24 protein-coding genes and 1 pseudogene are annotated in these 26,640 nt (G+C 66.4%); 8 read left to right on the top strand and 17 right to left on the bottom strand.

What is annotated here, in order from left to right:
• Positions 1-466 precede the first annotated feature (466 nt).
• On the bottom strand, positions 467-709 hold the full coding sequence (locus tag IEW15_RS15895; RefSeq protein WP_188579688.1) for a hypothetical protein: 243 nt from the start codon (positions 707-709) through the stop codon (positions 467-469).
• Between the two features lie 263 nt (positions 710-972).
• Here IEW15_RS15895 and IEW15_RS15890 point away from each other — a divergent pair, with 263 nt between their 5' ends.
• Positions 973-2,226, top strand: a complete 1,254-nt coding sequence (locus IEW15_RS15890; protein WP_188579687.1) for an acyl-CoA dehydrogenase family protein — start codon at positions 973-975, stop codon at positions 2,224-2,226.
• A 54-nt stretch (positions 2,227-2,280) separates the two neighbouring features.
• On the opposite strand, the gene IEW15_RS15885 is transcribed toward IEW15_RS15890, so the two are convergent.
• Both IEW15_RS15885 and IEW15_RS15880 read right to left on the bottom strand, forming a co-directional pair.
• A complete protein-coding gene (locus tag IEW15_RS15885; RefSeq protein WP_188579685.1) occupies positions 2,281-3,183 on the bottom strand; it encodes an alpha/beta fold hydrolase in 903 nt (300 codons plus the stop codon).
• Between the two features lie 167 nt (positions 3,184-3,350).
• Positions 3,351-4,370 (bottom strand): NADP-dependent oxidoreductase, encoded by a 1,020-nt coding sequence (locus IEW15_RS15880; RefSeq protein WP_188579683.1) that lies wholly within the window; start codon positions 4,368-4,370, stop codon positions 3,351-3,353.
• Between the two features lie 107 nt (positions 4,371-4,477).
• On the opposite strand from IEW15_RS15880, the gene IEW15_RS15875 reads away from it, so the two are divergent.
• From IEW15_RS15875 to arcC, 5 genes are all read left to right on the top strand, one after another.
• Positions 4,478-5,416 carry a LysR family transcriptional regulator gene (locus IEW15_RS15875; protein WP_188579681.1) on the top strand — a complete coding sequence of 313 codons (939 nt, stop codon included), beginning with the start codon at positions 4,478-4,480 and terminating at the stop codon, positions 5,414-5,416.
• Positions 5,417-5,643: 227 nt separating this feature from the next.
• Positions 5,644-7,113, top strand: coding sequence for an arginine-ornithine antiporter (gene arcD / locus IEW15_RS15870; RefSeq protein WP_188579679.1), 1,470 nt, complete (start codon positions 5,644-5,646; stop codon positions 7,111-7,113).
• Between the two features lie 24 nt (positions 7,114-7,137).
• Positions 7,138-8,370: an arginine deiminase gene (locus IEW15_RS15865; protein ID WP_188579677.1), complete on the top strand. Its 1,233-nt coding sequence runs from the start codon at positions 7,138-7,140 to the stop codon at positions 8,368-8,370.
• A gap of 18 nt (positions 8,371-8,388) precedes the next feature.
• A complete protein-coding gene (locus tag IEW15_RS15860) occupies positions 8,389-9,390 on the top strand; it encodes an ornithine carbamoyltransferase (RefSeq protein WP_188579675.1) in 1,002 nt (333 codons plus the stop codon).
• Between the two features lies 1 nt (position 9,391).
• The gene (gene arcC, locus IEW15_RS15855) at positions 9,392-10,309 is read left to right on the top strand and encodes a carbamate kinase (RefSeq protein WP_188579673.1); all 918 of its coding nucleotides are present in this window, start codon (positions 9,392-9,394) and stop codon (positions 10,307-10,309) included.
• On the opposite strand, the gene IEW15_RS15850 is transcribed toward arcC, so the two are convergent.
• Positions 10,287-10,958, bottom strand: a complete 672-nt coding sequence (locus tag IEW15_RS15850) for a TetR/AcrR family transcriptional regulator (RefSeq protein ID WP_188579670.1) — start codon at positions 10,956-10,958, stop codon at positions 10,287-10,289. The genes arcC and IEW15_RS15850 overlap by 23 nt on opposite strands.
• Before the next feature lie 78 nt (positions 10,959-11,036).
• Here IEW15_RS15850 and IEW15_RS15845 point away from each other — a divergent pair, with 78 nt between their 5' ends.
• Positions 11,037-12,023, top strand: a complete 987-nt coding sequence (locus tag IEW15_RS15845; protein ID WP_188579668.1) for an alpha/beta fold hydrolase — start codon at positions 11,037-11,039, stop codon at positions 12,021-12,023.
• Positions 12,024-12,044: 21 nt separating this feature from the next.
• Here the strand turns inward: IEW15_RS15845 and IEW15_RS15840 are convergent, their stop codons facing one another.
• The 12 genes from IEW15_RS15840 to IEW15_RS15785 are packed head-to-tail and all read right to left on the bottom strand — an operon-like array spanning position 12,045 to position 24,298.
• Positions 12,045-12,350, bottom strand: a complete 306-nt coding sequence (locus IEW15_RS15840) for a cytochrome C oxidase subunit IV family protein (protein ID WP_188579666.1) — start codon at positions 12,348-12,350, stop codon at positions 12,045-12,047.
• A 4-nt stretch (positions 12,351-12,354) separates the two neighbouring features.
• Positions 12,355-12,993 carry a cytochrome c oxidase subunit 3 gene (locus IEW15_RS15835; RefSeq protein ID WP_188579664.1) on the bottom strand — a complete coding sequence of 213 codons (639 nt, stop codon included), beginning with the start codon at positions 12,991-12,993 and terminating at the stop codon, positions 12,355-12,357.
• Positions 12,990-14,795 carry a cytochrome c oxidase subunit I gene (locus IEW15_RS15830; protein ID WP_188579663.1) on the bottom strand — a complete coding sequence of 602 codons (1,806 nt, stop codon included), beginning with the start codon at positions 14,793-14,795 and terminating at the stop codon, positions 12,990-12,992. The genes IEW15_RS15835 and IEW15_RS15830 overlap by 4 nt, the downstream gene beginning before the upstream one ends.
• Positions 14,792-15,796, bottom strand: a complete 1,005-nt coding sequence (coxB, locus tag IEW15_RS15825) for a cytochrome c oxidase subunit II (RefSeq protein ID WP_188579661.1) — start codon at positions 15,794-15,796, stop codon at positions 14,792-14,794. Before coxB ends, IEW15_RS15830 begins: the two co-directional genes overlap by 4 nt.
• Positions 15,793-16,605: an SCO family protein gene (locus tag IEW15_RS15820; protein WP_188579659.1), complete on the bottom strand. Its 813-nt coding sequence runs from the start codon at positions 16,603-16,605 to the stop codon at positions 15,793-15,795. Before IEW15_RS15820 ends, coxB begins: the two co-directional genes overlap by 4 nt.
• Positions 16,602-17,084, bottom strand: coding sequence for a hypothetical protein (locus IEW15_RS15815; RefSeq protein WP_188579657.1), 483 nt, complete (start codon positions 17,082-17,084; stop codon positions 16,602-16,604). Before IEW15_RS15815 ends, IEW15_RS15820 begins: the two co-directional genes overlap by 4 nt.
• Entirely contained in the window at positions 17,081-18,154 is a 1,074-nt protein-coding gene (locus IEW15_RS15810) for a hypothetical protein (protein ID WP_188579655.1), read from the bottom strand. Before IEW15_RS15810 ends, IEW15_RS15815 begins: the two co-directional genes overlap by 4 nt.
• Positions 18,151-18,711 (bottom strand): c-type cytochrome, encoded by a 561-nt coding sequence (locus IEW15_RS15805; protein WP_188579696.1) that lies wholly within the window; start codon positions 18,709-18,711, stop codon positions 18,151-18,153. Before IEW15_RS15805 ends, IEW15_RS15810 begins: the two co-directional genes overlap by 4 nt.
• Positions 18,712-18,752: 41 nt before the next feature.
• Entirely contained in the window at positions 18,753-19,313 is a 561-nt protein-coding gene (locus tag IEW15_RS15800) for a DUF3341 domain-containing protein (protein ID WP_188579654.1), read from the bottom strand.
• Positions 19,313-20,626, bottom strand: coding sequence for an NrfD/PsrC family molybdoenzyme membrane anchor subunit (nrfD, locus tag IEW15_RS15795; RefSeq protein WP_188579652.1), 1,314 nt, complete (start codon positions 20,624-20,626; stop codon positions 19,313-19,315). Before nrfD ends, IEW15_RS15800 begins: the two co-directional genes overlap by 1 nt.
• Positions 20,623-23,625, bottom strand: a complete 3,003-nt coding sequence (locus tag IEW15_RS15790; protein ID WP_188579650.1) for a TAT-variant-translocated molybdopterin oxidoreductase — start codon at positions 23,623-23,625, stop codon at positions 20,623-20,625. Before IEW15_RS15790 ends, nrfD begins: the two co-directional genes overlap by 4 nt.
• A 4-nt stretch (positions 23,626-23,629) precedes the next feature.
• The gene (locus IEW15_RS15785) at positions 23,630-24,298 is read right to left on the bottom strand and encodes a cytochrome c3 family protein (RefSeq protein ID WP_188579648.1); all 669 of its coding nucleotides are present in this window, start codon (positions 24,296-24,298) and stop codon (positions 23,630-23,632) included.
• 221 nt (positions 24,299-24,519) lie between these two features.
• Between IEW15_RS15785 and IEW15_RS15780 the strand changes: the two genes are divergently transcribed.
• Positions 24,520-25,785 carry a cation:proton antiporter gene (locus IEW15_RS15780; RefSeq protein ID WP_188579694.1) on the top strand — a complete coding sequence of 422 codons (1,266 nt, stop codon included), beginning with the start codon at positions 24,520-24,522 and terminating at the stop codon, positions 25,783-25,785.
• Positions 25,786-25,789: 4 nt separating this feature from the next.
• On the opposite strand, the pseudogene IEW15_RS15775 reads toward IEW15_RS15780, so the two are convergent.
• Positions 25,790-26,523 (bottom strand): annotated as a pseudogene (locus IEW15_RS15775) (DUF4396 domain-containing protein).
• Positions 26,524-26,640 lie beyond the last annotated feature (117 nt).

Genomic DNA, 26,640 nt, shown 5'->3' with positions numbered 1-26,640 from the left:
TCGCTTGGTCAATCTGGCGACGCACCCATCAGGCCCAAGCAAAGCTCGCTCACATCAGGAGAAATACGCAACTGTAATGCTAAGATGCTCGCCCAATAAATAATTTGGAGCAGATCCCGATCAGGGGGAGCCACCTGATCGGGATCAGGATGCTCGGCCACACCATACTTTTAGATCAGTACTTTTAGATCAGTGATTTCCTCGGCGGCAACCTTGCCGTCGACACGCGACAGAGCGGCCGGAATTACCGCTTCCGAGACGAGCGATCCCGACATATGACGACAGCGGACCTCTGCCGCGACCCATGATGACATGAAAACATGGGCACTATGCTGGCGTCATGACCAATCGGCTGCAACGACGCGTATGCCGCCAGGGCGGCTGATGGCTTGATATCAGTCGGTGATGTCAACTTGCCGGTGGTGCCTGTCGGGACTGTCTTTGCGATCAGGTGATGCGGCCGCCATCAGGCAACGACCAGATAGACGATGATCATCGCCAGCACCGCCAGCCCCAGGCTGATCGTCAGGATATAGCGGACACGGCCGGTGGTGCGGGCCTGGCGGGCCTCGGTCTTGGGCATCACCGGCGGCGTGCCCGTGGGGTCGGGGCGGGCATCGGGGCCGGGGGTCGCGGTTGCGTCGGCATCGGGATGGGGACCGGGGGTGATGCCGTCGCCGGTGCGGCGGTCGTTCTGATTGTCCGTCATCCTGTGTCCTCTCGGCAATGGGACGGGGCCGGTGCACGGCCCCATCAGGGTGATGAAACGCCGGCGGCGCGCAATGGTTCCCGTCGAAAACCCGTGGATGACCGAGGCGGATCGTTGAACGGCCGGCCTCCGCACATGGAGCCGGGCGCCGCTTCGCGCTTGACGCCGCCCTCGTGGTGGCTGATATTAAAATTCAAACAAACGTATGAATAATTTTCTGGGGCAAGAGAGCTTGCCGGTCCGGCCGTTCGAAAGAGTGCAGCATGCAGTTCGATCACAGCCCAGAGGTGGAGGCGCTCTGCCAGCGTCTGCGCGATTTCATGGACCACTACATCCTGCCGGCCAATGCCGCGTTTCATCATGCCGTTGCTGCCGGCGGTCATCCGGTGGAGCTGATCGAGCGGTTGAAGGCCAGGGCCTGGGAAGCCGGGTTGTGGAACATGTTCCTGCCGTCGCTCGCCGACGACCAGCCGGGCCTGCGCCTGTCGAACCTGGACTATGCGCCACTGGCCGAGATCATGGGGCGGGTGTCGTGGTCGGCCGAGGTGTTCAATTGTGCGGCCCCCGACAGCGGGAACATGGAGTTGCTGCAACTGTTCGGATCGGCCGCGCAGAAGGCCCGCTGGCTCGATCCGCTGCTGACCGGCGAGATCCGCTCGGTGTTCTGCATGAGCGAGCCGGATGCGGCCTCGTCGGACCCGACCAATCTGGCGACGACCATCCGTCGTGACGGCGATGATTACGTCATCGACGGCCGGAAATGGTTCATCACCGGCACCCGCCATCCGAAGCTCAAGGTCGCGATCGTGTTCGGCATCACCGACCCCGATCCGGCGGCGGCACGCCACCGGCGGCATTCCTTCGTCATCGTGCCGATCGACCAGCCGGGGGTGAGCATCACCCGCGATATCACCCTGATGGGCGCGCACTCGCCTGAGGGGCATGGCGAGGTGGTGTTCCGGGGCGTGCGCGTGCCCGCCTGCAACCTGATCGGCGAGGAAGGATCGGCTTTTGCCATCGCCCAGGCGCGGCTTGGGCCGGGTCGGGTGCATCATGCCATGCGCAGCATCGGCCAGTGCGAACTGGCGCTGGAACTGATGACCGAACGGGCATTGGAACGCCGGGTCTTCGGCCAGACCCTGGCTGAGCGGGCCAATATCCGCGACTGGATCGCCGAAAGCCGGATCGAGATCGACCAGTGCCGCCTGCTGGTGCTGCATGCCGCCTGGCTGATGGACACCAAGGGTAACGCCGCCGCCCGCACCGCGGTGTCGGCGATCAAGCTGGCCAGTGCCCGTCTGCAGACCCGCGTCGTGGACCGGGCGATGCAGGTTTTCGGTGCCGCCGGCCTGTCGCCCGACACGCCGCTGGCGGCCTTGTGGAACTGGGGCCGGGCGCTGCGTGTGCTCGACGGGCCGGACGAGGTGCATCTTCAAACCGTGGCCCGCGCCGAACTGGCGGCGGCACGGGCGGCGACCGGCCGCAACGCGCTGCATTTCGTGGCGCCGGCAGTCTGATCCGCCCGGCGGCGGTGCTTACGACGACGACAGGCCGGTCAATGGGGCGGGCGGTCAATCGGACCGCAGCGAGGGGTGTGCGTCCAGCCAGCCGACCAGTTCGACATCGAACTGGTCGGGCTCTTCGAAGAAGGGCGCATGGGCGCTGTGTTCGAAGACGCGGATGGTGAGATCGGCGAAGCGGTCGCGCACCGCTTCCCACAGCCAGGCCGGGGGCACCAGATAGTCGTGCCGGCCCAGCATCAGCAGCACCGGCACCGCCAGCCGGTCCAGCCCGCGGGTGATGTCGATGTCGCGGAACACCGTGCCCCAGACATGGTCGAACATCGCCATGTTGGTCTCCACCCCGGCCCACAGCCGGGCGGCATCGAAGGTCGGATCGAACCACGCCTTGGGGCCGGTCAGCAGGCAATAGGTGATGAAGGCGCGCGACGGATCATCGGCGATCGCCGCCGGCAGCCGCGCCAGATTGGCCGCCAGCAACGCCTTGCGGTCGGGGCAGGCGGTTTCGGCGAAATGGCGTTCGCCTGCCTCATGCGCCGCCACGGAATAATCGGGGCTGAGACAGGCCATCACCACATGGGTGACGGCATCGGGATAGGCCTTGGCGTATTCCAGCGCCAGAAATCCGTGGCCCGAATGGCCGAACACCGCCACCTGCCCCAGGCCCAGACGCAGGCGAACAGCCTCGACATCCCCCAGCAGCCTGTCCAGCGCATAGGCGGCCGGATCGGTGCAGTGGTTGCCCGGCGCGAAGCCGCGATGGTCGACGAACACCAACTGCATCTTCTGCCGCAGGGTGGTCGGAAAACTGCGGGCATAATACAGGGCCGAGCCGATCACCAGCAGCACCGGCCGGCCGGGCGTGTCGCGGCCTTCGATACGCACCTGAAGGGCGAAACCATCGACCGTCACCAGACGGCTTTCGGGGGCGGGCAGGGCAGCTTCGTGAGACATGGCGTAACGACCGGCGCTGGTGGTGCATAAGCGCTGCGTACAGGTGCAACAGCCGGATGATCCTAGAACCGCAACGCGAACAAATAAAGAACATTCTGTCCGCCGGTTGCAGCTTGCGCCGCGCCGTGCCCCTGCGCGCGCGCCCTGTATGCCGCCTCTCCGCCCGGTCAGTCGACGGCGAGCACGATCTTGCCCTGAACGTGCCCTTCCCGGGCCCGCTCATGGGCCTTGCGGGCATCGGCCAGCGGATAGCTGCTGTCGATGACGACGCGGACGGTGCCGTTGTCGAGCAGGTGGGCGAGTTCCGCCAGTTGCGCGCCGTTGGAGCGGACCTGGGTGGCCGACACCGTGATCCCCCGTGCGCTTGCCTCGTCCGCACTGGCAAAGCCCAGCGGAAAGATCGGGAACAGGGCGCCGCCGCGCTTCAACATGCGCAGGAAGCGCCCCGTGGTCGGGCCGCCAAGCGTGTCGATGACCAGATCGACGTCGCGGACGATGTCCTCGGGGGCCGTTTTCCTGTAGTCGATGACGTCGTCGACGCCCAGCTCGCGCAGAACTGCTTCATGCCGGCCCGATGCCACCGCGATCACCCGCGCGCCCTTCCATCTGGCGATCTGTACGGCGAAATGCCCCACGCCGCCGGCGGCTCCGTTGACGAGAACGGTCCTGCCGTCCAGCGGCACCGGCTCATGCTTATGGGGCTGAAGCGGGTTTGGCACGTCGTGCCCGAGGTCGATCATGAACTGCCAGGCGGTGAGCAGCGACATCGGCGCGCCGGCGGCGTGCAGGTGATCGATGCCGGCCGGTTTCAAGGCAAGGTCCGACACCGGCACGCTGACATACTGGGCATAGGCCTTGCTGTCCCCGAACACGCCGTCCGGAAAGCGCACCATCGCATAGACCGCGTCGCCGACCGAGATGCCGGGCACATCGTCGGCGACCGCCTCGACCACGCCCGAGATGTCGGTTCCGGGAATGATGGGGAAGGTGTGCGGCGGCCGCCATTCAGGGGGCAGTGTCTTGTATCCGTCCCGCAGATACCAGTCCGGGGGATTGAGGCCGACCGCATGCACGCGGACACGGACATGACCGGGCGCCAGATCGGGCATGGGCGCATCCTCGTAGACCAGCACCTCAGGGCCACCGAATGCGTGCAGGCGCACGGCCTTCATCATCTCTCTCGACATCGATGTCGTCCTTCACAGCATGATGTGCCGCCAGCAGTGGCGACAGCAACCATATGTTCCCGGATGCCGATATTGATAATAGCCGTCGCTTTCGCTTTAATAATGCCATGAAGGAACAAATGGGATTGGAGCGGCTGGCGGGTCTGATCGCCTTTGCCAGGGCCGGGTCGATGGGCAGCTACACGGCCGCTGCCCGGTCGCTGTCGATCACCCCCTCGGCGGTGAGCAAGAGTGTGCAACGGCTGGAGCAGCGCCTGGGCGTGTCGCTGTTCACCCGCACCACGCGCTCGTTGACGCTGACACCCGAAGGGCGCGATCTGCACGAGCGTGCGCTGACGCTGCTGCGTGACGCGGAAGACATCGAGCAGATGGCCATAACCGCCCGCTCCGAGCCTTCCGGCACCTTGCGGATCGCAGCGCCGCTGCCGATCGGGATCCATGTGATCGCCCCCGCGCTGCCGGCCTTCCGCAGACGCTATCCCGCGGTGGCGGTCGATCTGCGGCTCAACGATCAGCTCGTCGATCTTATCGAGCACCGGATCGATGTCGCGGTCCGGATCGGCGAACTGGCGGACGGCCGGCTGCTGTCGCGCCGGCTTACGCCGCACCGGCTCTGTGCCTTCGCATCACCGGGCTATCTGGCGAGGCGTGGCACGCCGGCGCACCCGAACGCCCTGGCGGGGCATGACACGGTCAACCTCCGTTACCAGAGCACGGGGCAGGTGTTCCGCTGGCCGTTCCGGATCGGTGGGCAGGTCGTCGAGATCGTCCCGCAATCCGGACTCGTCGTCGACGCCAGCGATGCGCTGATCGCAGCCCTCGCGGCCGATGGTGGCATCGGCGTCTGTGCGACCTTCATCACGGCGCCCTATGTGGCGCGGGGCGAACTGGTCCCGATCTTGTCCGAATTTGCCGTCGACCGCGACAACATCACGGCACTCTGGCCGGAAAGCCGGCGGGCGAACCCGGCGGTGCGGGCTTTCCTGGCGGTGCTGCACGAGATTTTCCACGACCGCATGACCGCTGCCGCCGATCTGTCGCTTTGATCGGCCCGATCCACGACATTTGCATATTGCGACATGATTGAAGCCGGATTGACTTGGGTCAAGTCGCCCCGGTGCCGCCGGGCCTAGCATCGCATGACTGGATGTTCGACGGGATCGGGCGCGGCGCCATGAACAGCACCGCTGTTCCTGACGGGCCGGCTCGACAGGACGTCGTGCGGGCGTGTCTGGCGCCTCGGCAGATGGACGTCAATCGAAGGAACGCGCATATGAGCGTCACCGAAACGGTGCCAACGCCGGCATCGGACGGGAAACCGTCCCGAAAGCTCGGTCTGGTGCCCCTGATCGCTCTGGTCGTCGGGTCGATGATCGGTGGCGGCGTCTTCAGCCTGCCCCAGAACATGGCGAAGGGTGCGTCTCCGGGGGCGGTCATCATCGGATGGCTGATCACCGGCATCGGCATGCTGGCGCTGGCCTTCGTCTATCAGGGGCTGTCGACCCGCAAACCGGCACTCGATGCCGGCCCATATTCCTATGCGCGCGCGGGCTTTGGCGATTTCATCGGTTTCAACAGCGCGTGGGGTTATTGGCTCAGCGCGTGGCTGGGCAATGTGTCCTATGTCGTGCTGATCTTCGGCGCGCTCAGCTATTTCTATCCGGCCTTCGGGGCCGAGGGGAACACGGTGCAGGCCATCATCGGCGCATCGGTCGTTCTCTGGGTCACGCACGCTCTGGTCCTGCTGGGCATCCGGCAGGCGGCGATCATCAATGTCGTTACCACCCTCGCCAAACTGGCGCCGATCGCGCTGTTCATCGTGCTGGTGGCGATCGCGTTCAACATGCCGACATTCAGCATCGACATCTGGGGCCTGGAGACGCCGGATCTGGGCGGGATCATGGCGCAGGTCAAAAGCACGATGCTGGTCACGCTCTGGGTGTTTATCGGGATCGAAGGCGCCAGCGTCGTCTCGGGCCGTGCCGCGAAGCGCGCCGATATCGGGCGCGCCACGATCATCGGCTTTATTCTTGCCCTGTCGATCTATCTGTTCGTGTCGCTTCTGTCGTTCGGTGTGATGACCCAGCCGGAACTGGCCGGGCTGCCGGCGGCGGCCTCGATGGCCAATGTGCTTGAACAGGCGGTCGGCCCCTGGGGCTCGATCGTGGTGCGCATCGGGCTGGTCATCTCGGTTGCGGGCGCCTTTCTGAGCTGGACCCTGTTCGCCGCGGAAATCCCCTATCGCGCCGCGAAAGAAGGCATGCTGCCGGCGGTGTTCGCCAAGGAGAACAAGAACGGCTCGCCCGCGGGCGCGCTGTGGATCACCAACATCTTCGTGCAGATCTTTCTGATCGTCACGCTGTTCGCGAACTCGACCTATCTCGCGCTGTTCTACATCGCCTCGACGGCGATTCTGGTGCCCTATGTGCTGTCAGGGGCCTATGCTTTCAAGCTGGCCCTGAGCGGCGAAGGCTATGCCGCGGGCGAACGGCGCGGGCGCGACATGTTCTATGGTGCGCTGGCCACGGTCTATGGCGCATGGCTGGTCTATGCGGCCGGCCCCGCCTACCTGCTGATGTGCGCCATCCTCTATGCGGCCGGTGTTCCGATCTATTGGTATGCGCGGTCCAGACGTGGCGAAAAGGCCTTCTCGGGCATCGAAGCCCTCATCGGCATCGGCATCGTCATCGCCGCCGGCATCGCCGCCTATCAGATGTGGACGGGCGCGATCAGCGCGCTGTGACCCCCGACATCCTGGAGTGATAAAATGACGACGCCCCCGAAACTTGGTGTCCATTCGGAAACCGGCAGGCTGCGGCAGGTCATTGTCTGCCGTCCCGGCCTTGCCCATCGGCGCCTGACGCCATCGAACTGCCAGGATCTGTTGTTCGACGACGTTTTCTGGGTGAAGCAGGCGCAAAAGGATCATGACGTTTTTGCCGGGCTGATGCGCGACGAGGGCGTCGAGGTGCTGGACGTCAACGACCTGCTGGCCGAAACGCTCGACATCGCCGGGGCGCGCGCCTTCGTGCTGGATCATCGGATAACTCCGGATCATGTCGGTGTCGGCATGCAGACCGAGCTGCGTGGCTGGATGGATACCCTGTCGGGTGCGCAACTGGCCGAATACCTGCTGGGCGGGCTGGCGGCCGACGACCTGCCATTCGAACCCCACAACCTGTTCGGCAGCTATCTGGGGCATCACGGCTTCATTCTGCCGCCACTGCCCAATGCGCTCTTCACCCGCGACAACTCGGCCTGGATCTATGGCGGGGTGACGGTGAACCCGATGTACTGGCCGGCGCGGCGCCCGGAAACCCTGCTCAACACGGCGATCTACCGGTACCATCCGAAATTTGCCGGCCAGGTCACCATCCATTGGGGCGATCCCACCCGGGAACACGGGCTGGCCACACTGGAAGGCGGCGACGTGATGCCGGTCGGCCAGCGCACCGTGCTGGTGGGCATGGGGGAACGCTCATCCCCGCAGGGGATCGGCCAGTTGGCCGAAGCCCTGTTTGCCAAGGAGGTCGTGGACCGGGTGCTGGCCTTCCGCATTCCAAAATCGCGCGCGGCCATGCATCTCGATACCGTCTTCACCCTGTGTGGCGGCGATGTGGTGACGACCTTCAAGGAAGTCGCGGACGAACTGGTCTGCTATGACATCCGGCCCGCCGAGGGCAAGGCGCCGCTGTCCTTCCGCCATGACCCGCGCCCGATCTTCGACATCGTGGCCGAGGTACTGGGCTATAAAAAGCTGGAGATCGTGCCCACCGGTGGCAACACGGAAGAGGAACGGGCGCGCGAACAGTGGAATGACGGCAATAACGTGCTGGCGCTGCGCCCCGGCGTGGTGGTGGGCTATGACCGCAACGACGACACCAATGCGGCACTCCAGGCGGCCGGAATCGAGGTTCTGGCCATGCCGGGGGCGGAACTCGGCCGTGGCCGTGGCGGCGGGCATTGCATGAGCTGCCCCACCATTCGCGACGCCGTCTGACCTGAAAGGATTGCCCCGATGGCGTTCAATCTGAAGAACCGCAGCCTGCTGACCTTGCGTGATTACACCCCGCGCGAAATCGCCTTTCTTCTGAAACTTGCCGCCGACCTCAAGACCGCCAAATATGCCGGCACCGAGGTGCCGAGATTGCAGGGCAAGGACATCGCCCTGATCTTCGAGAAGGACTCGACCCGCACCCGTGTCGGGTTCGAGGTGGCCGCCTATGACCAGGGCGCGCGCGTCACCTATCTGGGTCCGACCGGCAGCCATATCGGGCACAAGGAATCGGTCAAGGATACCGCACGGGTGCTGGGCCGGATCTATGACGCGATCGAATATCGCGGTTTCGGCCAGGATATCGTCGTGGAGCTGGCCAGGTATTCCGGGGTGCCGGTCTATAACGGACTGACGAAGGAATTCCACCCGACCCAGATCCTGGCGGATTTCCTGACCATGCAGGAGCATGTCGACAAGCCGCTGCATCAGGTATCTTACGTGTTTGTCGGCGATGCGGCCAACAACATGGGCGACAGCCTGCTGATCGGCGGCGCCAAGATGGGCATGGATGTGCGCCTGTGCGCGCCCCGGGAATGCTGGCCGTCGCAGGCGATCCAGGACGAGGCACAGGCCCTGGCCCGGGAGACCGGCGCGCGGATCCTGATCAGCGACGATATCGACACCGCGGTCAAGGGCGTCGATTTCGTCTACACCGACGTCTGGGTCTCGATGGGCGAACCGAAAGAGGTATGGGCGGAGCGGATCAGGCTGTTGATGCCCTATCAGGTGAACGCGACCATGATGGCCCGAACCGGCAACCCGCGGGTGCGGTTCATGCATTGCCTGCCGGCTTTCCACAACACCGAAACCACGGTCGGCGCCGAGATCGAGGCCACCTATGGCATCAGCGCCATGGAGGTGACCGAAGAGGTGTTCGAAAGCCCGGCCTCGATCGTATTCGATCAGGCGGAAAACCGGTTGCACACCATCAAGGCGGTGCTCGTCGCCACGCTGGGGGCCTGAGATGCTGGTTGTGGCGGCATTGGGCGGCAACGCCCTGTTGAAACGTGGCGAGCCGCTGACGGCGGAGGCGCAGCGCGCGAACGTGGCGCGCGCGGCCGAGGCCTTGGCTGGCGTGGTGCGGGCCGGGCATCGTCTGGTCGTCACCCACGGCAATGGGCCGCAGGTCGGGCTCCTGGCCCTGCAAGGCGCGTCCTACAAGCCCGACGAGGCTTATCCGCTGGATGTGCTGGGGGCTGAGACCGAGGGCATGATCGGCTATATGATCGAGCAGGCACTGGAAAACGCCCTGGATCACGACCGGCCGGTGGCGACCCTGCTGACGCAGGTCGTGGTCGACCGCAACGATCCGGCCTTCGGCAAGCCGACCAAGTTTGTCGGGCCGGTCTATGATCGCGACGAGGCCGAAGCCCGGGCCAGGGCCGCAGGCTGGGCGATCGCCGTCGACGGTGCCAGATGGCGCCGTGTCGTGGCCTCGCCCAGACCCGTCGACATTCCAGACTTGCGGGTGCTGAACCTGTTGCTGAATGCCGGGGTAATCGTCGTCTGCGTCGGTGGTGGCGGCATTCCCGTCATCCGGCGCGATGATGGCAGCCTGATCGGGATCGAAGCGGTGATCGACAAGGACGCGGCCAGCGCCTTGCTCGCCCGGCAACTGGGCGCGGATGCGCTGCTGCTGCTGACCGATGTCGATGCCGTCTATCGCGATTTCGGCACCGAAAACGCGGCAAGGATCGCCGATCTGACGCCGGCCGAAGCCGATGCGCTTGGCGCCCCCGCCGGCTCTATGGGTCCGAAACTCGCCGCCGGGCGTGACTTTGCCCTGACCGGCGGTTTCACCGGCATCGGCCGGCTGGAGGATGCCCTGGCCATTCTGGATGGCAGGGCCGGCACACGGATCACGAGCGCGCCGGCGCGCTGACGGCCTTTCTGCCCGACCGTGCTGGATGATCGGGCAAAGCGGCGCCGTCTGCCGGGAACCGTGCCGCGACGCCCGCGACCACATCGTCGACGATGTCCCGCAAGGCCGAGGGCGGGCTGCCGTCGCGCGCCTGGATCGAGATGCCCTGCATGACGGCGGCCAGATGGCGCGCCAATCGCCGGATCTCGTCGGCGCCGGCAAAAGGCCGGAGCGCCTCCGCGATCCGCTCGCGCATGGCATCACGGCGCGTGGCCGCGTCGCGGGCGAGCGAGACATGCGCAGGGTGACAGGTGATCATGCCGCTTGAGATCATGCAGCCGGCTTCAAGGTCGGGGTCGGTCACGGATTTTACCGCCCGTTCCAGCAATACCCGCACCGCCCCGGCCAGCGAGGTCGCCGACCGGATGGCCGTCATATCCAGCCATCCGACCGTCTGCTCATAGCGCAGAACCGCTTCCCCATAGAGCGCCGCCTTGCTGCCAAAGGCGGCATAGAGGCTTGGCGGCGCGATGCCGATGGCTTTCGTGAGGTCGCTGATCGACACGCCGTCATAGCCGTGCCGCCAGAACAGCCGCATCGCGGTCTCGACCGCTCTGTCGCGGTCGAAACTCCAGGGGCGGCCGCTACGTGATGTCACATCTCGTTCCATAGCGGGCATTGAACAACCCCTGACACCGCACGTCAAGTCGGTTGAATAGCAGTCGCTAAACAACATGGAGCGGCACGCATGCCCCCCTCAAGACGCAGCTTTCTCGCTGGCTCGGCCGGCCTCGTCGCCCTGGCGGTGGACGCCGCCTATGCGCCGCGGCGCGCGCAGGGCGCATCTGCCACGGGTGCCGCAGACCACGCGGCGCCAGCCCCAAATACCGATCGGGCATTTGTGGCGGCGCGTCAGCCGTTCGTCGTCCGCTCGACCGATGGCGTGATGCTGGCGGGAGAGGCGCAGGGCGACAGTCAGGCGCCCGAGATCCTGTTCATCCACGGCCTGCGTCAAAGCCGCCTGAGCTGGGAGAAGCAGTTTGCCGATCCCGCGCTGGCAGGCTTCCGGCTGGTCGGCTTCGACCTGCGTGGCCATGGCGATTCCGACAAGCCCGCGTCGCTCGACGCCTATCGGGATGCCGATCGCTGGGCGGATGAAGTGGCCGCCGTGATCGCCGCTACCGGGCTTCGCCGGCCGGTGCTGGTCGGCTGGTCCTTGGGCGGCTATGTGGCCGGCGCCCACCTGTGCAAATATGGCGGCGCGCGGATCGCCGGCACAAACCTGGTCGATGCGGTCATCCGGCTGTCGCCGGATCTGCTCACCAAAGAGGCGGGAGATTTCACCCGCACCACCACCTCGCACGATCTGGCCGAGCGCACCGCAGCCACGGCCGATTTCCTCGCCGCCTGCTTCCACCGGCAACCAACGCAGGTGGAGATGCAGCGCATGCTGGTCGTCAATGGCATGACCGCCCGCGCCGTCAACGAAGGTTTCGTCAAGACGACGACGTTGGATCTTGAACCTGTCTTCAAAGCCTATGCCGGGCCGATTCTGCTGACACACGGCAGTCACGACCGGCTGGTTCATGTCGCGATGTCGGAACTGATCACCGCCGGTCACGCCAACAGCCGGCTGTCGCTGTTCGACGAGAGCGGACATAGCCCGTTTTACGAGGAGCCGGCCCGGTACGGGCAGGAACTCGCCGCGTTCACGACAGCCGCTCACCGGGCGTGAGGAGAGGCTTTGGCGCGCGCGCTATGCGCCGGCCGCCCGTGTCGCATAGTCGACGCCCGACAGCAGCAGCAGGATCATCAGCCAGACCAGGGCACCCACCGCCGCCAACCGCAGCAGGCCGCTTTCCTGGCGCAGATGCATGAACACCCAGAAGATGATCCCCGCTTTGGCGAGCGCGATCCCGATGGCGGCCGCGATGCTGAACGGCCCCGACAGCACGAAGCTGGCGGCGATGGTCAGCCCCAGCAGCGCCACCATTGCCGCCCAGGCCAGAACAAGAGAACCGGTGCCGTTTGAACTGATGCCGTCGCTGGTGTCCCGGGTCATGGCATCACCGTGCAAGATACAGAACAGGATAGAGGAATACCCAGATCACATCGACCAGATGCCAGTAGAGCGCCGTCACTTCGACGGTGACGATGCGGCCGGGCAGGGGCAGCATGCCCCGCCTCAGGCGCAGCGCCATCCAGGCCAGCAGCAGCACGCCGATCGTGACATGAACAGCATGCAGGCCGGTGGCGATCAGATAGGCGTTCATGAACAGGTGCTCGACCGGTCCGGAGAACCGGGTCGGCACCGACACCGCCGGCAGCAGGCCGCGGGCGGCCTCGATGCTGTATTCGTAAGTCTTGATGGCCAGGAACACGATGCCCAGAAGTGCCGCAGCGGCCGACCAGCCGGCGGCCGCGTGGCGGCGGCGGGCGCGGGCCGTATGCACCGCCAGCGCCACCATCAGGCTGGAGGTCAGCAGCACCAGCGTGTTCAGCCCGCCGATCCACAGATGCAGCCGCATCGATGCCGCGACCACCTCGGCCGGGTGCAGGCGGCGCATGACGAAGATCACCGCGAACAGGCCGCCGAACAGCATGATCTCGCTGGCCAGGAACACGAACATGCCCATCATGTCGGCGCTGTGCTGCTGGTGTGGCCGAGCATAGGGGTCGCGCAGATCGACACGGCGGTCAGTCATTGCCATTCCTCCCCGGGCGCCGTCTTTGCCTGCCTGGTCGGGCGGCCCTGATCGTCGGCCCGGTCGCGGCGCGTGGTTCGGGCCTTGCCCTTCCTGCCGCCTCCGGCCTTGCCCGCCTCCTCATGCTCGATCTCATAGTCATAGGGCGGGCCGGTCACCACCGGCAGCGTGGCGAAGTTGTGCTTGGGCGGCGGTGACGGCACTGTCCACTCAAGCCCGGTCGCGCCCACCGGGTTGGGGCCCGCGGGCGCGCCATAGCGCATCGAATAGAACAGATAGGTGAATGGTAGCAGATAGGCGACCGCCAGAATGCCGGCGCCGGCCGACGACATCACATGCAGCACCTGGAATTCCGGCGCATAGACATGATAGCGCCGGGGCATGCCCAGATAGCCTAGAATGAATTGCGGAAAGAAGGTGAGGTTGAAGCCCAGAAAGATCAGGACAGCCGACAGCCGCCCCCAGACCACCGATGTCCGCCTGCCGATCATCTTCGGCCACCAGAAATGCAGCGCTCCGAAATAGGCCGACACCGTGCCGCCGACCATGATGTAATGAAAGTGGGCGACCACGAAATAGGTGTCATGCACGTGCACATCCACCGCCAGCATCGCCAGGATCAGCCCGGTCAGCCCGCCGACCACGAACAGGCCGATGAAGCCCATGGCGAACAGGAAGGGCGGATCCAGCGAGATGTGGCCCTTGTACAGCGTCGCCGTCCAGTTATAGACCTTGATGCCCGATGGCACCGCCACCACCAGGCTGAGGAAGGAAAACACCGCGCTGGCATACATCGACTGGCCGGCCACGAACATGTGATGGCCCCAGACCAGAAAGCCGATGATCGCGATCGCGATCGAGGAACCGGCCACGAAGCGATAGCCGAAGACCGGTTTGCGCGCCGCCGCCGCGATCAGTTCGCTGACCACCCCCAGCGCCGGCAGCACCATGATGTAGACCGCCGGATGGCTGTAGAACCAGAACAGATGCTGATACAGCAGGGGATCGCCGCCAAGCGCCGGATCGAACACCCCCAGCCCGAACACCCGCTCGGCCGCGATCAGGGCCAGCGTGATCGACAGCACCGGGGTTGCCAGAACCAGGATCAGCGCGGTCGCGTAATGCGACCAGACGAACAGCGGCAGCCGCCCCCAGGTCATGCCCGGACAGCGCAGCTTGTGCACCGTGACGATGAAATTCAGCCCGGTGAGGATGGACGAGAAGCCGACGATGAACACCGCCGTCGCCGCCAGCACCACATTGCCGTTCGAAAACATCGATGACAGCGGCGTATAGAAGGTCCAGCCGGTATCGACGCCGCCGGTGATCAGCACGACCACCGTGAACAATCCGCCCAGAATATAGATATACCAGCTGATCAGGTTCAGCCGCGGAAAGGCAAGGTCGCGGGCGCCGATCATCAACGGGATCAGGAAATTGCCGAAGGTGTTGGGGATCGACGGGATCAGGAAGAACCACACCATGATCACCCCGTGCAGGGTGAAGGCGCGGTTATAGCCCTCATTGGTCAGAAGATCGCCTTCCGGGGTCAGCAGATCCACCCGCAGCAGGGCGGCGGCGGCCCCGCCGATGAAGAAGAAGATCGTCACCGAGATCAGATACAGGATCGCGATCCGCTTGTGATCGGTGGTCAGCAGCCACGAGCGCAGCGTGTGGCCGGCCCGCAGATAGCTGACCTGCTCGGTGCCGATTTCGGCGTCACCGGTCTTGGCGTCACCAGTACCAGTCTCGGGCCGGCTGCGCGCGCGGCGGTCATCGATGGTCGTGGTCCTGTCGGTCATCGGCCCTGCTCCACGGGGGGCTGCCCGCCGGCGGGGTGGTCGTCGGCGGGCGACTGGCTGGATGGCGGATCATTGGCGAGCGATTTGATATAGGCGACGAGCCGCAACACCTGGGCTTCGTCCAGAATGTTGCGGAAGGTCGGCATGATCCGCGGATAGCCGGCGGCGATCTGCGCGTGCGGCAGCAGAATGCTGTCGCGGATATACTGATCGTCGGCGGTGACCACAGTGCCGTCATCCAGCGGCACCGGCCGGCCATAAAGCCCGGCCAGGGGCGGCGCATGCACGGTGGCGGACGCCCCGTGGCAGCCGCTGCACCCGGCGCTGCGGAACAGCGCCGCGCCCTGTGCTGCCAGCGAGCGGTCGACATCGGCTTCGGCAAGCCAGCGGGCATAATCGGCCGGCGCCATCACCACCAGCCGCCCGCCCATAGTGGAATGGTTGGTGCCGCAGAATTCCGCGCAGGTCATGACATAGTCGCCGGGTCTGTCGGCTGTGAACCACATGCTGACATAGCGGCCCGGCACGACATCGCGCTTCAGGCGCAGCGCCGGGACATACAGGCTGTGGATCACGTCCTGTGACGCCATCGTCAGCCGGACCGGCTCGCCTGCGGGCACATGCAGTTCGTCGATTTCCCGCTGACCGCCGGGATGCTGGAATTTCCACATCCATTGCTTCGCCTCGACCTGAATCTCGATGGCGTCGTCGGGCGGATGATAGATGTCGACATACAGCGATGTCGCCCAGACGAAGAACATCACGATCAGGATGAAGGGGATGATCGCCCACGAGACCTCGATCCAGACATTGCGGTTGATCGGGTGACGGCGGTTGACGGCGCGGCCACGGCGATAGCGCAGCGCGAATACCACCATCAGCACGAAGACCGGCAATGACAGCGCCGCGACCAGCAGCGTGAAGCCCAGAACCAGAAGATCCACCTGGCCGGCATGGGCCGATGCCTCGCCGGCCCAGCGGGTGAACAGATCGCCGATCATGCGCCGTCCCGCCCGGTGCCCGGCGCCTTGTGCGCGCGTCGCCGTTCACGCAGCAACGCCAGCCCGATCCACCCGGCGCCACCCGCGGCCACAGTGCCGCCCGCGATCCGCAGCAGGGTCCAGATGATCGACCCATATTGTCCGGTCTGGGGGTCGTAGTGATAGCAGAGCAGCAGGATCTGGTCGCCCCAATCGCCCAGCCGGCCATCGCCGGCCTCGGTCAGTGCCAGCCGCAGATCGGTCGGCTCCGGCGTCACGCCATACAGCCAGCGATCGAGCCGGCCGCCGCCGTCCAGAACCGCCACCGCCGCGACATGGGCGTACTGGCCGATCTCGTCATCCCAGGCATAGCGATAGCCAAGCGCATCGGTGACGGCGGCGATACTGTCGGCGGTGCCGGTCAATCCATGCAGGCTGGCCGGCGGCAGATCGGGAAAGCTGCGGTGCAGGGCATCCAGCGATGCCCGCGCGGCATCGGGGCCTTCACGCGCATCGATGCCGAAGGCCACGATCTGGAAATCCTGTCCGGGGCGGTAATCCTGTGCGGCGATGGCACGCATCAGCCCCGATAGGGTGACCCCGCAGATATTCGGGCAGTCGTGCAGCACCGGGGCCAGCAGCAGGGGCCGGCCATTGCCGATCTGCCCCAGGGTGACCGTGGCGCCGGTCTGGTCGCGAAACGGCAGATCCATAGGGATGCTGGCGCCCGGCTTCTGGTCGATGCCCGCACGGCCGAACGGATCGAAGGCCAGGGCGACGCCAATGCCGCCGGCCAGGATGACCAGGATCAGGGCGAGGCTGCGCATCATGGCCGGGATCCTTCGCTGGCGGGTCTATTGGTGACGGGTGCTTCCGTGGCTGGTCCTTCGGTGGCGTCCGGGTCGGCATGTGCGGCCGGGGGCGGCGGGCCGCCGGGGCTGTCGGGCCAGCCGCGCGCGGCCATCAGCGCCATGGCCCGCTCGATCGGGATGGCGGCGCGGCCGGCCGCGCGATCGATCCAGCGATAGCCGCTGATCCGCTCACGCGCGGCGGCCTCGATCGCCGCGCGATCGGCCGAGGGCGCGTTCTGAAGCCGTGGCGCCGGCGGCGCGCGACCGGCGGCCACCAGGGCCGATCGCGCGGGCGGTGCCCCGTCATCCACCAGGGCGATGACGGCCACGACGATGCCGATCGACAGCGCGATGCCGGCGAACAGCCCGATGACCGCATAGACCACCTTGCGCGGCGCCACGTCGCGCCGTTCGTAACTGCGTGCGCCACCTGTTCCGGACTGCCGGTGCGCGGTCATGATGGCGCCTCCCGTGTCTGACGTCGCCTCTCCGCCCATCGCCGGGCGGTCGCACAGGCGGCAAGGCCGATCAGGCCAAGCCCGGCGACCGATAACACCAGCGCCACCACAGCCAGGGCTTTGGCCTCGCCGGCCTCCGGCACCACCAGCCAGGTCATTTCCACCAGCTTGCCGACGAAGATCAGGCCGCACAGGCCCGCCAGCCAGCGGCGGCTGTGGCGGATGGGAGGGAACAGCAGCAGAAGGGCCGGCCCCATATGCAGCGCGATCATGGTCTGGCTGGCCACGGCCCACAGCCCGCTGTTGCGGTGCTGATACCAGCGGGCGCCCTGGGGCAGGTTGCCCGACCAGATGATGAAATACTGCATGAAGGCGAAATAGCCCCAGAACAGCAACATCGTCAGTATCAGCCCGCCCGGAATGCCGGTATGCCGGCCGCCATCGCCCGACAGCAGCCGTGCCGACACCATCGCCAGCAATGCCATGGTGATCTGGTTGGCCAGGATATACAGCCCGAAGCCCGATGAGTGAAAATCGGGATCCAGCGACATCAGCCAGTCGACCGCCATGGTCGTGTCCAGCAGCACGAAGCCGATCAACCCGGCGGACGCCACCGCTTTCGGCCGCCCGCGCCTCGTCAGCAGCAGGGCCGCCAGCCCGATCGCCACGGCAAAGAACACCACCGTGCGCAGGCTGAAGGTCCAGCGATCGAGATAGGCCGCGCGATAGGCGGTGCGGGCGGTTTCATCCGCCCCGCCGGTGCCCGCCCAGTCATACAGCGCCGGCAGGCCGAACAGCACCGGCAGTGCCGCCACCGCCGCCAGCGGCAGCAGCAGCAGGGCCGCTTCGCCCGGTTGGCGCAGGGCGTCGCGCCACGGCCCCGGCAGCAGCCGCATCATCATCACCAGCGCCAGCGCGCCGATGGGAACCCCGCTCCACAGCGCGAAGCCGCCGAGCCAGCCGGCAAGGGCGGCGCGCGGGTCGGCGATGGTCAGCAGCAGCGCCGCCGCACAGCACGCGGCGCCCGCGATGGCCGCGACCGGCCGGCGATCCCATCCCCGCCGGCTCATCGTGCCACCTCGGCATCGGTCGCGATGCCCGTGCCGGTGGCGTCGAGCGCCGCCAGGTCTTCGGACGACAGCTCGGCTGCGTCGGCGTTCTGGCTGAGTTGCAGGGCGCGGATATAGCTGGCGATCGCCCAGCGGTCGGCCGGGGCCACGCGGTCGGCATAGGAGAACATCACCCCATAGCCGTTGGTGATGACGTCGACGACATAATGCGACGGCGCGCCGCGCAGCCGATCGCTGTGGAAACTGGGCGGCTGGGGAAACCCGCGCGCGGGCACCGTGCCGCGGCCATAGCCGGATGCGTCGTGGCAGGGGACGCAATAGATCTGGAACCGGTCGCGGCCCCGCGCCAGAAGTGCCGCCGTCATCGGCGGGCGCCGGGTCAGTGCGGCATCCAGTGCCGCCGCGTCGCGCGCGACCGTGCCATCAGGGGGCGCCTGCAACGATTTGCCATCGGCGAACAGGGTGCTGGCCTCGGCGGAATCATAGCGCGGCTGGTGGTTCATCTCGTCGCAGGACCACAGCGCCAGCGCCAGCATCACCCACAGACAGGCACGCATCACCCACAGACAGGCACGCATCACCCACAGACAGGCACGGATCATTCCGGCTCCTCCGTGTGCTCGACCAGGGAAATCGCCACCGGCTGCAATCCGTCGAGGAAGGCGCGGGTGCGGTCGGGGTGGAACTGGTCGTCATCGCCGAAGATCACCAGGAAAAATTTATCGGAACTGGCCAGGTGGAAATGGTCGACGCTGAAGATCGGATGATGCAGGCGCGGCAGATGGTTGAGGATCAGCATGCCGCCGATCGAGAACAGAACCGCGAACAGAACCGTCAATTCGAAGGTGATCAGCATGAAGGCCGGCGGCGCCAACAGCGGTCGGCCGCCGATATCGATCGGGTAGTCGAGATTGGTCCAGACCTGCATGCCATAGCCCAGCGCCGCGCCGAACAGGCCGCCGGCGAGCGTCAGCCAGGGCACGCGGTTCTCGGTGAAATCCAGCGCGTCGGTGAGTTCGGCGATCGGGAACGGCGTATAGGCATCGATACGCCTGAAGCCGGCGTCGCGGCTCTTGTGCACCGCGTTTACCAGTGCCTCGGCGCGGTCGAATTCGGCAACGATGCCGAAGGCTTCGGTATGCGGGGTGGGTTCGCGCATCAACCGCCCCTCTCTTCGAACAGGGCTTCCTTGACCTCGAAGGACGAGATCACCGGCAGGAAGCGCACGAACAGCAGAAACGGCACCAGGAACACGCCGAGCATGCCGGCGAACAGACCCCACTCCCAGAGGCTGGCGTGATACTCACCCCAGGACGAGACCAGGTAATCGCGATACAGCGCGGTCACCAGCAGCATATAGCGTTCGAACCACATGCCGATGGTCACCGACAGCGCGATCAGGAACAGTGCTACCGGGTGGCGCCGCACGCGGCGGACCCACAGCAATTGCAGCGGCACGAAATTGGCGATGATCGCGCCCCAATAGCTCCAGGCATAGCTGCCGCCTGCGCGGTCGGCCAGGGTGGCGAGTTCGCGATCCTCGCCCGCATACAGCACGTCGAACGCCTCGGCCCAATAGCCATAGGCAGTCATCATGCCGGTCGCCAGGGTGAACTTGCCCAGCAGGTCCAGATGGCGTGGCGTCACCAGATCGCCCAGGCCCAGCGCATGGCGCAGCACCACGGCGATCATCGCCACCACAGCGAAACCCGAAAAGGCGGCGCCGAGCACGAAATAAGGCGGAAACACGGTGGAGTTCCAGCCGGGGATCGGGCCAGCCGCAAACAGCAGCGAGATTTCCGAATGCACCGACACCACCAGTGGCACGGCGATGGCCGCGGTCAGGCGATAGCTCTGGCGCCAGCGCGCCCAGTGCCGCGCCGAGCCGCGCCAGCCCAGCGCGAACAGGCCATAGAGCACCTGCGGCAACCGCTTGCGGGCGCGATCACGGGTCGAGGCCAGATCGGGCACGATGCCGATATACCAGAACAGCACCGACACGGTCAGATAGGTCAGCACCGCGAAGAAATCCCAGGCCAGCGGGCTTTTGAACTGCGGCCAGATGTTCATCACATTGGGATAGGGCGCCATCCAGTAGAACCGCCACGGCCGGCCCAGATGCAGGATCGGGTACAGGCCGGCGCAGATCACCGCGAACAGGGTCATCGCCTCGGCGAAGCGGTTCAGCGCGTTGCGCCAGTGCTGACCCAGCAGCAGCAATGCGGAAATCAGCGTGCCGGCGTGGCCGATGCCCAGGAACCAGACATAATTCGAGATCGCGAGGCCCCAATTGACCGGGATGTTGTTGCCCCAGATCCCGACGCCCTTCCAGAACAGCATGCCGGCCGAGACCAGGAACAGCGCCAGCAGGCACAGGGCCACGCCGAAGCAGATCCACCAGGCGCCGGGCTTCGGATAGGCCACCGGTATGCGAGTGATTTCCTCGGTGATGCCGGCATAGCGGTCGGTCATGACCGGTCGTCCTCCGCATGGGCATGCGGCGGCTCGATCCGGGCCAGATAGGTGGTGCGCGGCCGGGTGCCTGCCTCTTCCAGAAGGCTGTAATCGCGCGGGCCGGCCTTGCGGCGGCTGACCGCGGTATCGGGGTCGGTGACGTCGCCGAACACGATCGCCTGGGTTGGGCAGGCCTGCTGACAGGCGGGAACGACCTCGCCGTCGCGGATCGGGCGCCCGTCCTTTTTGGCCTCGATCCGCGCGGCGCTGATTCGCTGGATGCAATAGGTGCACTTCTCCATGACCCCGCGGTCGCGCACCGTCACGTCGGGATTGCGCATCGCCCGCACCGGTTCCGGGTCGTCGCCGGTATAGTCGAACCAGTTGAACCGGCGGACCTTATAGGGGCAGAAGGACGAACAGGTCCGGGTGCCGATGCAGCGGTTGTAGACCTGCAGGTTCAGCCCGTCGCTGCTGTGGACCGTGGCGTTCACAGGGCAGCCCATCTCGCACGGCGCCTGTTCGCAATGCATGCACGGCACCGGCTGAACATACATGCGCGGGTCTTCCGGCGCGCCCTCGTGATAATGGTCGACGCGCAGCCAGTGCATCTCGCGGCCCTCCGCGACCAGATCCCGGCCCACCACCGGCACGTTGTTCTCCGCCACGCAGGCGACCACGCAGGCATTGCAGCCGATGCACAGATCCAGGTCGATCGACATGCCCCAGGACGGGCTGCCACCCGCCGGCTGCGGATACAGGCTGGGCGGCACGGCCTCGGGCACGGCCTCGGGCTTCGGCGGCGGCGCGTCGGGGGCGGGCACCGTGCGGACGAAATCATGACCGTCCATCGCCTGATGGCGCTGGGTGGTCGCCAGCCGGTGCCGGACATCCTCGACCGTCACCTCCGCCCGGCCGACATGCCATGGCCGGTCATGTCGCCGAAGCCGGAAGGCATTATAGCCAAGGCCGTCGGCGATTCGGCCCGGCGCGCTGCGGCCATAGCCGAGCGTGGCCGTTACCGTGCGCGCCGCCTGGCCCGGCAGAACCCAGGCCGGACCCGACACGGCGGCGCCGTTCTCGGTCTCCACGCGCAGCCCGTCGCCGGTCGCGATGCCGCGTTCGGCCGCCAGCGCCGGGCTGATCATCAGCACATTGCCCCAGGTCAGCTTGGTGTGCGGCTTGGGGGTTTCCTGAAGCCAGGCGTTCCCGGCATAACGGCCGTCCCAGATGGTGGGATCGGGGCGCAGTTCCAGATGCAGCCCACCATTGGCCTCGCCGTGGGCATCGCCGGGGGCCGGCATGTCGCCAAGGCCCAGCCGGGCGGCGGCGGTGGCGCGGCCCGGTATGACCGGCGGCGCGGCGCTGTCGGTGATGAAGCCTTGCAGCAGCGCATCCCGCCAGCGCTGGTCGAAATCAGGGCCCCAGGCCGCCCGCCATGTATCCTGCACGATGGTGCGGCCGCCGCCGGCGGCGCCGGTCGACCCGCCCTGCAATGCCTCGACGACGACGTGAACCGACCGGACATCATGGAAAGGCCGCACCAGCGGCTGCACGATGCCGGCTGTTCCATCGACCGCCCGGCCGTCGCTCCAGGTTTCCAGATCGTGTTCCAGCGGCAGGTGCCAATGGCAGAGGGCCGCGGTTTCATCGACATGCAGGCCGGCATGGATCCGCACCGGCACGGTATCCATCGCGGCGATGAACCCAAGATCGGCGGGTGCCGTATAGGCCGGATTGGCGCCGATGATCGCCAGCGTGCCAACCCGGCCCGCCGCCATGTCGCGGGTCAGCGTCGCGAACGATCCGGCGCCGTCGGGCGGCGGGGCGATCACCGGACGGATCAGGTGCAGCGTGGTGCCGATCGCCCCGATATGCCGGTTGATCAGCAGGCCCAGCGCCTGGATGGCGACCGGCTGGCGGTCGCCGACACAAACCACGGCACGGCCGTCATGGCTGCGGATACCGGCGACGGCCCCCGCCACCCAGCGGCGTTCCACGGCGGTGAGGGCCGGGGCCTCCGCACCCGGAAGCCCGAGGCTGACGGCAAGGGCTGTGGTGAGCGCACCGATCCGGGCGCTTTCGGCGATCAGCCGCTCATCGGCCATCAGGCCCGTCAGGGTGGGGCTCGCTTCGGCCACATGCAGGGCCGCATCGCCACGCCCTGCCTGCCGGGCCAGCCGGCGTGTCGACCAGCGCCGGCCATGCATGGCCTGGCACGGACCGGGCCCCAGGATGTCGTCGTCCAGATCCACCACCATTTCGGCCAGATCCAGGCGCAGATCGCGGTCGAGCGGCTGTCCGAAGGCCCATTGCGAGGCGGCAAGACGGCTGTCCTCGGCGGCCGGTTCCAGCACATGCCAGCGCGCCTGCGGCCAGCGGCGCATCATGGCGACGATCTGGCGGTGCAGCGTCGGTGACGAGACGGCGCCGGTCAGCAGGCGGAAGCCGGCACCACCGCTGGCGTCCAGAGCGGCGGCGCGCGCGGCGGCGGCACTCTCGACGGCCTGCCAGGTGGTCGGGCCGCCCAGTTCGCGGGGTACCGTCGACCGGTCGGGATCATACAGCCCCAGCAATGCCGCCTGCATGAACGGGTCGGTGGCGCCGCCGGTCGCGGGATGCCGGTCATTGCCTTCCAGCTTCACCGGCCGACCGACATGGGTTTTGCCAACCACCGGCTGAAGATAGCCGGCAAAGCCGATTCCGGTGGCGTAATAGCGTGGCACGCCGGGCGTGGTGAATTCCGGTGCCGTCACATAGGGCATGGCGGTCTCGTCCGCCTCGGTCTTGCAACCGGTCAGGCCCGCCAGTGCCAGCGATGCGCCCATCAGCTTCAGCATCGACCGACGGTCGATGTCGCTGGCGGCCGGCAGGCGTGACAGCAATTCTGTATCGACCACCCGGCGCAGTGCCGGCGTTTCGGTCAGATCATCCAGACCGCGCCAGAAGTCGCGGCCGGTTCTGCCGGCGAGCCTTGCGCGGATGGTCGTGACATCGTCTGACCTGTGGTCTCGCATGATCTCACCTGTGACAGATACCGCAGTCGTCGAGCTTCGATGGCTGAATGCCATAGAGCCTGACCATCATCTGGCCATAGAGGGCATGGCGTTCCGGATGCTGGTCCCAGTCCGACCAGTCCATGCGCGTGACCTGGGCCGGCGGCCGCAACCGTGGTGCCGGATTGCGGTGGCAATCCAGACACCATTCCATCTGCAGGGCCTGCGCGCGCTTCATCAGCGCCATCTGATCGACCCGGCCATGACAGGTGACGCAGGGCACGCCGCGATCGAGATGGATGGAATGATTGAAATATACGTAATCAGGCACCCGCGAGACCCGTTGCCAGGCAAGCGGCGTGTCGCGGGCCAGGCTTTCCCGCACCGGCGCCAGCATCGGCGCACCGGTCCATAGCTGCGAATGGCAGGTCATGCAGACATGGGTCGGCGGCAGGCCCGCTTCCGCGCTGGTCTCGACGCTGGTGTGGCAATACCGGCAATCGATGCCCAGCCCGCCCACATGATGTTCATGGCTGAACGGCACCGGCTGGTCGCGCACCCAGCCGACCAGGGTGGCATAGCTCGATTCCATATAACCCCCGACAAGAAGCCCCGCGCCCAGACAGGCAAGCAGCAGCACCAGCAGCGCCGCGCGCAAGCGCGTATCGGCCGTTGCGGTGAAGATCTGTGGCACGGATCTCGCCCCCCTTTCCGCCCGGTTCCTGGCCGCGCTCCGTGCATCATCAATGGGTGCCGCCGCAGAAAGTTCCGACCGGATGGCCAACCGATGGCGCATCAACCTGTGCAGCCGTGGCTGAGGGAACGCGAGCGGGGGGCAGGGCCTTATATCCGGCACTGTCCGTCGCTTGCACACGCGCCATCAAGATCCATCACCGGAAGGAGCCCCAGCCCGTGCTGTCGCTGTTCGAACTGATGGCGAGCCTGTTGACGATCACGGCCGGCTTCGCCTGGATCAACCACCGCCTGATCGGCCTGCCGGAGAATATCGGCCTGTTGCTGATGGGGCTCGGCGCCTCGTTGATCCTGATCGCGATCGAGCTTCTGTTTCCGGCCACGACCATCTACCGGTCGGTCTCCGCCATGATCGGCCAGATCGATTTCTATGAAGCGGTGATGCACGGCATGCTCGCCTTCCTGCTGTTTGCCGGCGCACTGCATGTCGATCTGGACCGGTTGCGCTGGCGTGCGCCGGCGATCGGGGTTCTGGCGACGGTGGGCGTGCTGATCTCGATGGCGATCGTGGCGACCGGGCTGTGGGGGGCCGGGCAGGTTTTGTCGCTGCCGCTTGCCTTCAGCTGGTGTCTGGTGTTCGGCGCGCTGATCGCCCCCACCGATCCGGTCGCGGTGCTGACCACCCTGAAGATGGTCGACGTGCCGCAATCGCTGGAAACCGACATGTCGGGCGAGGCGCTGTTCAATGACGGCGTCGGCGTGGTGCTGTTCACGATCGCGGTGCAGCTCGCGGCGGGTGGTGGCGACATGGGGCTGATCGAGGGGCTGGACCTGCTGGTGGTGGAAGCGGGGGGCGGTGCGCTGCTGGGGGTGGCGACCGGCTATGTCGCCTTCGTCGCCATGCAGACGATCGACGATTACCCGATCGAGGTGATGATCTCGCTTGCACTGGTGACCGGCACCTATGCGGTGGCCGACCGGCTGGGGATGAGCGGCCCGATCTCGGTGGTGGTGGCGGGACTGCTGATCGGCAATCACGGTGCTGCGCACGCGATGAGCGACACCACCAAACGCTATGTCTTCGGCTTCTGGACGCTGATCGACGAGATCCTGAACGCGGTGCTGTTCCTGTTCATCGGGCTTGAGGTTCTGGTGTTGAACTTCGATCCGGATTTCGGCTGGATCGCGCTGATCGCGGTGCCCCTGGTGCTGGCGGCGCGCGCGGTGGCCGTGGCGGCACCGGTTGCGGTGCTGGACCGCTGGCAGCCCTTTGCGCGCGGTGCCGTGCCGGTGCTGATCTGGGGCGGGGTGCGCGGCGGCATCTCGGTGGCGCTGGCGCTGTCGCTGCCCGACAGCCCGGCCCGACCGCTGATCCTGGCCGCCACCTATGCGGTGGTTCTGTTCACGGTGGTGGTGCAGGGGCTGACCGTCGCCCGGGTGGCGCGGCGGATGGCGGGGCGGCCGCCGGCCGGTCAGCACCATGGCTGATGCGTCACATCCTCTCTTTGATGCCGCGCTTCAGCAGCCACCAGTTCGCCGGATAGCTGGTCAGGAAGCCCACCAGCATCGCGATCTGCATCATGAACCAGAATTCGGGCGTCGCCACCTCCAGCCGCATGCCGATCCATTGGCGGAAGATCAGGAACTGGGCCACGGCCATGAAGCCATACATGCCCACCTGCCAGGCGGTCAGCGACAGGCATCGGCCTTCACCGCCTGGATCAGCCCCTGACCCACCGACAGATCCCGCATCGGCTTGATGGTGAAATACTGGAACATCACCCCCAGGAAGAAGGCGAAGATATAGTCGAGGATCCACACCGCGAACATCTTCTCGGCGAACAGCCCCTGCCAGCCGAACCAGATGGCCGCCGCCGGCGCCGCCACCGCCAGCCATTCGGCGGCGATGTCGCCCAGAGTGCAGCCGCTGCCGCAATGAGCCGCCCCTTTGGCCACTTTCACTGCAAACGGCGTGTCGCGCATATGGGGCGGATCTTCGTCCTTGTCCTTCGCCGCCATGACCTTGGCCCGGGTGGCCAGCCGTCCGAAACGGCGATAGCCCCACAGCGTGATCACGGTGCCGAACAGCGCCGTCACCGGCCAGACGACATTCATGATCGCCATGTGTTGCGGATGCCGGAATTCGTCGACGGCAATGCCGATGGCGATAACCGCGCCCAGCACAAGGGCTGCGATCGACAGGATGTGAAGCCAGGCCGGAACCATGGGCGGACCTCCGCTCGCAATGAGACAAGACCCGCCGGCGCAGGTCCGGCGGGTCTTGTCTCAACGGAGGGATGCCGCCGCTGTTCCGATGACGGCGGTCGCGGATGTCGCCGGCGG

The organism is Tistrella bauzanensis, from assembly GCF_014636235.1.
GTDB lineage: Bacteria > Pseudomonadota > Alphaproteobacteria > Tistrellales > Tistrellaceae > Tistrella > Tistrella bauzanensis.
Note: the sequence above shows the minus strand (reverse complement) of the source record. Positions and strands in the feature narration are given on the sequence as shown.